Source organism: Chryseobacterium daeguense DSM 19388 (genome assembly GCF_000430825.1).
Lineage (GTDB): Bacteria > Bacteroidota > Bacteroidia > Flavobacteriales > Weeksellaceae > Chryseobacterium > Chryseobacterium daeguense.
In genome coordinates, this window is sequence record NZ_AUMT01000010.1 from 179168 (window position 1) to 187545 (window position 8378).

At 34.4% G+C, this 8378-nt stretch carries 10 protein-coding genes; 8 read left to right on the top strand and 2 right to left on the bottom strand.

Features of this window, described 5'->3' with window-relative positions:
- Nucleotides 1-70: 70 nt before the first annotated feature.
- The 5 genes from H560_RS0113310 (at nucleotide 71) to H560_RS0113335 (ending at nucleotide 5288) form a co-directional block, all read left to right on the top strand.
- Nucleotides 71-2455, top strand: coding sequence for a hypothetical protein (locus H560_RS0113310; protein ID WP_027380503.1), 2385 nt, complete (start codon nucleotides 71-73; stop codon nucleotides 2453-2455).
- Nucleotides 2456-2462: 7 nt separating this feature from the next.
- Nucleotides 2463-2939 carry an SMI1/KNR4 family protein gene (locus H560_RS0113315; protein ID WP_027380504.1) on the top strand — a complete coding sequence of 159 codons (477 nt, stop codon included), beginning with the start codon at nucleotides 2463-2465 and terminating at the stop codon, nucleotides 2937-2939.
- Nucleotides 2940-3256: 317 nt separating this feature from the next.
- Nucleotides 3257-4177 carry a helix-turn-helix transcriptional regulator gene (locus H560_RS0113325; RefSeq protein WP_027380505.1) on the top strand — a complete coding sequence of 307 codons (921 nt, stop codon included), beginning with the start codon at nucleotides 3257-3259 and terminating at the stop codon, nucleotides 4175-4177.
- Nucleotides 4178-4232: 55 nt separating this feature from the next.
- A complete protein-coding gene (locus tag H560_RS0113330; protein WP_228372473.1) occupies nucleotides 4233-4856 on the top strand; it encodes a hypothetical protein in 624 nt (207 codons plus the stop codon).
- Nucleotides 4857-5288 carry a nucleoside deaminase gene (locus H560_RS0113335; RefSeq protein WP_027380507.1) on the top strand — a complete coding sequence of 144 codons (432 nt, stop codon included), beginning with the start codon at nucleotides 4857-4859 and terminating at the stop codon, nucleotides 5286-5288.
- Nucleotides 5289-5369: 81 nt separating this feature from the next.
- Here the strand turns inward: H560_RS0113335 and H560_RS0113340 are convergent, their stop codons facing one another.
- Both H560_RS0113340 and H560_RS0113345 read right to left on the bottom strand, forming a co-directional pair.
- The gene (locus H560_RS0113340) at nucleotides 5370-6128 is read right to left on the bottom strand and encodes a type III pantothenate kinase (RefSeq protein ID WP_027380508.1); all 759 of its coding nucleotides are present in this window, start codon (nucleotides 6126-6128) and stop codon (nucleotides 5370-5372) included.
- On the bottom strand, nucleotides 6129-6497 hold the full coding sequence (locus H560_RS0113345; RefSeq protein ID WP_027380509.1) for a helix-turn-helix domain-containing protein: 369 nt from the start codon (nucleotides 6495-6497) through the stop codon (nucleotides 6129-6131).
- Nucleotides 6498-6600: 103 nt separating this feature from the next.
- Here H560_RS0113345 and H560_RS0113350 point away from each other — a divergent pair, with 103 nt between their 5' ends.
- The 3 genes from H560_RS0113350 to H560_RS0113360 all read left to right on the top strand — a co-directional run.
- Nucleotides 6601-7704, top strand: a complete 1104-nt coding sequence (locus tag H560_RS0113350; RefSeq protein WP_027380510.1) for a hypothetical protein — start codon at nucleotides 6601-6603, stop codon at nucleotides 7702-7704.
- A 51-nt stretch (nucleotides 7705-7755) separates the two neighbouring features.
- On the top strand, nucleotides 7756-8112 hold the full coding sequence (locus H560_RS0113355) for a T6SS effector amidase Tae4 family protein (protein ID WP_228372475.1): 357 nt from the start codon (nucleotides 7756-7758) through the stop codon (nucleotides 8110-8112).
- Nucleotides 8109-8378 (top strand): transposase (locus H560_RS0113360; RefSeq protein ID WP_027380512.1); only part of this gene is annotated, 270 nt, incomplete at its 3' end. The genes H560_RS0113355 and H560_RS0113360, both read left to right, overlap by 4 nt.

An 8378-nucleotide genomic window follows, 5' to 3' on the forward strand; every position in this document is an offset into this window, starting at 1 on the left:
TCTGTTTAATCATACTTAATAGGCAGAGTGTAAAGCTCTGCCTTTTTATTAATCTTTAAAATTATTAAAAATGAAAAACACAGAATACAAAGATGTTTTTGATATTGGTGAGGAGGCTTTGTCGATGGAGAATAAGTTTAATATTAATAAGCAGTCAAAAATAAATACTTCCTATGGAGGTTCATACAGAGGCATGGATCATATCAGTGCAAGACTTGCAAATGGAGCCGTATCTGGAAATTCTGATTTTACAACGTTAAATTATTTTGTAGATGCTAAAATCATTTCATATAATGGAATTGATACTATTGTAGATCCTGAATCAGATCCTGACAAAATCAAAATTAAAGAAGGTGATTTTAGCTATTCTCCTAAAAGTAAAGATCAAAAATTTGCTTACAAAGTAAAAATTTATATCTCTCCTAGTGCAAAAAAACTAGAAGAAGCGTTTATGAGTACTACTCCCGGTGAGTTCGAACTTCTAATTTTTCTTGAAGACAATGCAACCGATAAAACTAATTTTATTTTCGGAGCTGTAAGCATTGGAAATAAATTGAAAGAAAATCTCCTGAATAATTATGAACAAGATATTGAAAAGAATGAAAATTTAATTTCATATATATTAAATTCTTTTGTAGAAGAAACAGGATATTTCTTGGAAAAAACTTTTGTAGAAGAATTATTAAAAAATGGAAAAGCAGAATATCCTGCATTGAAAACAATATCTGTAGCCTATACAATTATAGATTTCGTCTCATTTGGAACAATTACAGAAGTTTCAAATTATGGATTAAGCAAACTATTGGATGGAGCTATAGAATTTATCAACAAAGGAAAGATTGAGGATCATCGTTGGAATCCAAAATCTCCAGAACCTTTTGATCCTAAATTTTATCCATTAGCAATTGAAAATGAGCTTGACAAATTAGATGATAAAAAATTGAATGAAAAGATTCGAGGAATTGTTCAAGAGCTTAGTGATAAATTTAGAAGTTATGATATCTTTTTTAATAAACTATTAAATGTATCTTCTAATAAACAAAAAAGGTCAAAAGATTTAAGTCTTAATGAAATTGTTTATAATTCTTTTAAACAGATCTATCAAAAATGCCAGTCAATCATCAAAAACTTGGAAACTATAGATGTTTCTGATTTACTTAAAACTGGTATCAGAACCTGGAATGCTTTTGTTTGTGGTGTTTGGAATTCTTTATTAGATGCTGTTATAAGCCTTCTGGATATGGTGAAAATGATTATCAATATCAGCACGTCAACAAAGGAATTAATGAAAAACTTGAATACTTATTTGCCCAGACTAGTAGATCGAGTTGAAGAAGCACTTCAAAAATTTGACAATTTAGATCTTTATCAACTTACTTTATATTTTCTTGAAAAAGCTATTAATGCTGCTTTAAATATAGATTTAATTCATATAGCTTATTTTGTCGGTGGTTTTTGTGGGTTTATAATATCCTTAATTATTGAAGTTATTATTGGTATTTTACTTACAGGAGGTGTTCTTTCAGTAGAAGAAATTATACGTAGGTTAGGACAAGAACTTTTTGGCTTTTTCACTACATTTGCTAGAGGAGTAAAAAAAGCTTGGCAAAAAGGAGCAAGACTATTTTCTAAAGTTATAGATGAGTTCATTCGCATTTTAGACGCTTTTATTGATTTTTTGAGTCAGGGCAAAGAAGAAATTCGTAAAATGATTGATGAAGTCTTTGAAGCTTTTAAGCTTTATTCCAAAGAAACTAGAAGTTCTTTGAATATGCAACTCCCTCTTTTAGGTCCGGCAGAAATTGCATTGCAAAAAAGATTGATAAAAGCTTTTTATAAAGGATTTAGAGATTTGTTGCTTAAATATGCGGATGTAGCCAAAGTAATAAAAAGTTGGGATAAACTGAAGCCTATGCGTGATCTTTCAAAGCAAGATATGGAAATGATGCTGGACTGGAGAAGAAAGTTTTTAGGAGACAAAAAAGCTTCAAACGTAGCTGTTATGAAGCAAAAAGTAAGAGTAAAAGGTGAAGTAATCGAATTAGAGTACAAAGCTTTTGCGACCGAAAATGCCCCAGGATTTTGTGGAAATCCTAATAAAGATTACATAGCAAAGCAATTAGGAATGTCAATGGAAGAATTAAATTTGCATTACGAAACTTTAGAACAAAATGGTAAAATGTTACGTTTCAAAGATTCAGAACACAAAATATTTGCACAAAATGATCATGATTTGGCAGCATTAATGGCAAAACATGGCGAAGAAAATGTGCAGGTTATAGAAAACAATTTTAAATCTCTATATGAGCCTTGCCTATCTTGTAAGAAACAAATCATCATAAGACAAGAAATGTATAAAATAGAAAAATTAAGTGTAGAGGCAGTTAGATTCAATAAAAACCGATATGTAGTGGGAAATATAGAATTTTTAGAAGCAATAAAAAATTTAAAATAAATTATTCATGGGATATCTATATATGCAAAAATTAGCAGATGCACCTAAAATAAGAGATCAAAAAACAAGAGGTGTTTCCGCAGCCGAGATTACAAAAGTAGAAAATAGACTAAATATCAAATTCCCACTCGCCTATAAAGAGTTTTTACTCTTAGCTGGTGAATACACGGGCGGATTACAACTCGCAGACGGCCATACCAGTTTAGATATGCTGGCAGATGATGAGGTATTAGGCTATTTAAAAGAAGCTTTAAAAGGAAAAAAGCTAGACATTGCCAGACCTTTTTGGGTAATAGCAGAAAAAGACAGTTTTGACCAATTCTACTTTTTTTACTTAGACGAAAACACAGAAGATCCAAAAGTATGGGGAGTAACTTATGATGGCGAAGATAAAGGAATTATTTATGCATTAAATGAAACTTTTAGTGAGTTTATAAGTACAGTAATAGACAAGTCCATTCATTTTTCCAAGTTTGGATATTAATACAAAAGAGGCTGTCTCAAAAGTGTCATTGTGAATAAAATGCAACGGAATGAAGAATCTCAAATAATTAATTACCCAAGAGATTCTTCGTTCTTCAGAATGACAAAACCAAATAATTTGACTTTTTGAGACAGTCTCTTTTTAGTGAAAAAAAATCTTAAACCAAAACGATCATGATTTACCAGAATTAATGGCAAAAACATAGCAAAGAAAATGTACAAGTTTTAGAAAATCGTTTTCAAAAACTTATCCACAAAAATAAAACACGACACCATTTGTCGCATTAAGCCCATATATTTGTCTTATAAAATTCTACCATGAAAAAAGATTTTTACCTGACAAGATATGCCTTAATTATTAAAAGATTAGAAAGTTCTCCGGCTACCTATTCGCAGCTGGAGGACTATCTACTCAACTCTTTCGAATTTCAGGACGCAGGGATCAAGAGCTACTCGATTCGTACCCTTCAAAGGGATATTCGTGAGATTTCCGATCTTTTTAATCTTTCCATTCACAATAAAAAGAAGGGTGACAACCGCTATTATATCGAAAGCCGCCCCATCATGGAAGTGGATGAATACAATCAAAAGCTGCTCGAATCTTTCCAGGTAAGCAACGCTATGAACACCCATCCGGATTTTGCAGATTTTATCTTTTTTGAAAGCAGAAAACCCACCGGAGTGGAGAATTTTTATGACTTATTTTTCGCCATCCGTAATAAAAGAATCGTTTCTTTCGAGCATTACAATTACAAAAATAAGCTGATGACCTCACGGAAAGTTCATCCCTTAGCCCTAAAAGAATCCAAAGACAGGTGGTATCTCATTGCCATTGATACAAAGGATAAAATTTTAAAATCTTTCGGATTAGACAGGATCAATTACCTTGATGTAAGTGATAAGCAGTTTCGGGAAAAATATAAATACAATTTCCGGGAACATTTTAAAAATGCATTCGGAGTGATGAATCTTACCGAACAGAATCCACAAAAAATTGTGCTGAAATGCAGCCGTCATCAGGGAGAATATATCAAAAGCTTCCCGCTTCATCAGTCGCAGAAAGAAACCAAAGAAACTCCCGACGAGATCTTTTTTGAGTTCTTCCTTCACCCGACATACGACTTTATGCAGGAGATTCTATCCTACGGAAAAGAAGTCCGTGTTTTGGAACCGAAAGTTTTAGTTGATGAAATCCGAAACCACCTGCAGGAATCTCTTAACAGCTACCTGGACAGCTGAAAAGTTTCGCAGATTTTTGATATTTTTTGATTACATTTACATAAATATATCAAAAGTGAAATCACTATTTCTTTGCTTTTTTTGTCTTATTTCTTCCTATTGCTTTTCACAGCAGCTGGAAGAGTTTAAGAATGTAAAGAACTATTACAACCATCATCGTGTACTGCTCAATAATGAGTTTAAGAAAAAATATGAAAACGAGCCTAATATTCTTTCTAAGGATGGGATCAAGCGTGATTTTGTATTTTTTATGAAAAAGATGGACAGTATAGAAAACGTTGCACTTATCGGAGCTTTATTAAAAGTAAAAAATCTGGAAGATCTCTCAAAGATTCAAAGCAGAAACCTTAAAATAGATCCCAATGCAGATTTTATTCCCGTAACCGATAAGGCGGCAGACTATCCGGGTGGACTTAATGCTTTACGGCAGGAAGTGGTGAATATTTTTTATACCGACGGTGTGTATGCAGATGAAAAGCTGGTAAAGGCCAATGTAGCATTTATTGTAGAAAAAGACGGAACGATCAGCAATGTTCAGGCCCAGGGAAATAATTTTACCTTCAACAGACAGGCAGAAATTGCACTGTACTCTATTTCAGAAAAATTCTCACCTGCTGTTTTCAAAGGAAATACGGTAAGATATCGTTTCAGGCTTCCTTTAACCATGAATTTTGAATAAATGTTTACCGACGAATATTTCATGAAAATGGCTCTCAATGAAGCCGAAAATGCATTAGAAAAAGATGAGGTTCCCATTGGCTGCGTTGTGGTTTCCAACAACAGGATAATCGCAAGAGCACATAACCTCACAGAAACTTTAAACGATGTAACAGCCCATGCAGAAATGCAGGCCATCACCTCAGCCGCTAATTTCTTAGGCGGAAAATACCTGAAAGACTGCACACTTTATGTAACCCTTGAGCCTTGTGTAATGTGCTCGGGAGCGCTTTCGTGGGCACAGATTTCCAAGATTGTGATTGGAGCAAGAGACGAGCAGAGGGGCTTCATCAATAAAAACCTCAACCTTCATCCAAAAACGGAAATCGTAACCGGAGTTATGGAAAACGAATGCTCTTCTATTGTAAAAGAATTTTTTAAATCAAAAAGATAAATGAGATTGAGGTTAAGGTTGAGACAAACATCCTAATATATTAGTCTCAGCCTCAACCTCAACCTTAATCTTAACCTTATTTTACAAATCTTTCCCCAAAAAGTATAATCCTTTCAAGGTATGAAGCCTGTCCATCACGTGGATTTTATCCGTTAAAGGCTTGTATACATGAGAAACTCCGCCGGTGGCAACCACAAAACAGCTATCATTCACTTCTTCGTTGATTCTATCGATAAAACCTTCTACCATGCCTAAAAAACCATACACCATCCCGCTTTGCATGCAAGTAACGGTATCTAAGCCTAAAACAGTCTTTGGTTTCTTCAATTCTATTTCAGGAAGCTGAGCGGTCTGGCTGATCAGCGAATTCAGGGCCGTAACAATTCCCGGAGCGATAATAACGCCTAAAGTTTCACCATTTTCAGCAACACAACTGGCGGTAAGAGCCGTTCCGAAATCCAGCACAATTTTCTTTCTGTCCGGGTACATATTGTGGGCTGCAACAAGATTCGCATAAATATCCGTTCCCATCTGCTTAGATTTTGCCAGAACCCCGGAAGGTGTGCTTCTATCGACAATCACAGGAAGAATCCCATGAATTTTCTTGATCGCCGAGCTCATCACTTTCGTCAGCTGAGGTACGACAGATCCTATAATTACTTTATTGATTTCCTGCGGTTCCACTTTATAGGTCTGGTACAGCATCAGCATCTGGACATACAACTCATCCGCCGTTCTGTAGGGTTTTGTATTGATTACCCACGAAATATCACAATTGTCATCATCAAAAAGCCCAAATCTGATATTGCTGTTCCCTATGTTTATTACGATTGAATTCATTTATTTGGTTTTCAATTGCTCAATTTCTACTTTCAGGTCTTTGATTTGCTGCTCGTAAACTTCAATTAGTTTTTTTGAAACTTCTGAGTATTCATAATAAATATTTTCATTATCAACAGCCTGATAACCTGTTCCGTTTTCTCGTATTTCTTGGTTAAAATTTTTTTGCGAATCAGTATCTAAAAATTCATTAAGAGGAGTTTCCAAAATTTTAGAAATATCAACCAGTCTCTCAACCGTCAGCTTTGTTTCTCCGGTTTCTATTTTGCGGTATGCGGAAGTACTCAGATCGAGATCATGAGCCATATTCTCATAAGAGAACCCTTTTTTACTGCGGATTTCCGCTATCTTTTTGATAATTTTTTCCATAATAGTAAAAATACTTTTCGTAAAAGTAATAATTTTTCCGCGAAAGTGTATTGCACATCAGGGAATTTATTTTAGTATTGCAAAAAAAATAATTCAATACACGATGAAAAAAATTTATTTCCTGATGCTTTTAGTATCAGCATTCCTGCTCTTCGGCTGCAGAGAAGAGAACCTTACTTTTGAAAATGAAACAATACCTGACAATCAAAAGGTTTCCTTTAGAACCATTAATTTAGAAAAAAGCAGCCTTATTGCTCAGAAAGCATCATTCTCCGGGATTTTACAAAAAGACAGTACCGAAAGTTTTATTGACTATAATCATGTAGAATATTTGCAGTATGGTGACCGGGAAACCTACACCTTTAAAATACTAAACAGCAATCCTGATGCTCCTTTTCAAAATATTGTAGTTACCCAATATCCTAATGGAGAGATAAAAACAAAAATAGTAAGCTATAACCTTACCGGGCATGAAAAATCTCAATTGCTAAAAGGTAACGGAATAGATTACGCAGGAAAAGTAAGTTCTGTTACTACTGACGCCAATGCCTTGAACGGAAAATTTGAATCTAACGGAAGATGCTACAGGGAGACAACAGTGTATATACAATGCGGATCCGGCCAGCATAATTCTACCAATATACAGGATTGGGGGCAGTGTACTCACCCTCAAAAGCCACAAACTTATGTTAAAATAGAGGAAATTTCCTGTACCGGAAATGGAGGCGGCACCGGAACAATAGGAGGCCCTACGAATCCTTCAGATCCGGGCACATTAGATCCTCTAACTCCTACACTTCCTGTACCTAATAATTTTGCTTTTACAAGACTGATTCATCAATTACCAACAAACCTTCAGCAGGTAATCAACAGTGAAAGTAATCTGGATTTTTATTGGGGATTGAATAATTATTTTTATAGCAATACATATTCTCAGGAAGTAAAGAATTTTATCAGCTGGGCTGTACAGTTTAAAAATGACAACTCAGAAACAACTTGGGAGCAGTTTGAAAATTGGTTTATTACAAAATCCGAGGATAGCGACGGAGAATACATTGATAATTTAGACGATATACTTAACACAATACAGTATCAAACGAAACAGATGCCCACCTATTCTCAATTTGTAAATGCCTTTCCTAAATTAGATTATTATGGTTATCTGGATACTATAAACAAATGCCCGCATCACAAGTCTATTCAATAGTAGGTGATCCCTTAAAAAGTTTGTATATTTTCAAAAGGAGGAGATAATGGTATTTACAGAAATGCCTGTACCGTAAGATGGTCATTAGCAATGAATAGGTTAGGAATATTAATTCCACAAAATAGTTTAAGTTTAAGAGGTGCAGACGTAAACGGACAATCACGATATTATTACATGAGAGCTGTAACTGCGGGAGATGCAATGCAAAAAATTTTTGGAAATCCATCGTATAAATTAGAAGGAACAGATGCTAATAACCCTACAAAAGTCGCAAATTTTTTAAAAGGAAAAACAGGAATATACGTTATTGTAAATAATGATTCTCATCAAGCTAATTATACAGGTCATGTTGGAGTTGCTAACTTTGTTAGGACACAATTCTTATACTCTTTATCTTTAAGAGTATGAAAAAGATCAGAAAAAATTACAGTCTAGAGTTTAAGATCCAAGCAGTATCTTTAAGTGAGCAGCGAGGCAATGTATCCTCGGTAGCTGAAGAATTGGGGATCTGTAAAGAAAGTCTCGTTAATTGGCGAAAACTTCACAAAGAAGGTAAACTTAGCAAGGAAAAACAAATATCCTCTGATCCAATAAGGGAAGAGTTATTGAGACTTCGCAAAGAACTGGAAGAAACAAAGCTTGAACGTGATATCTTAAAAAAGGCGGTAGGCATC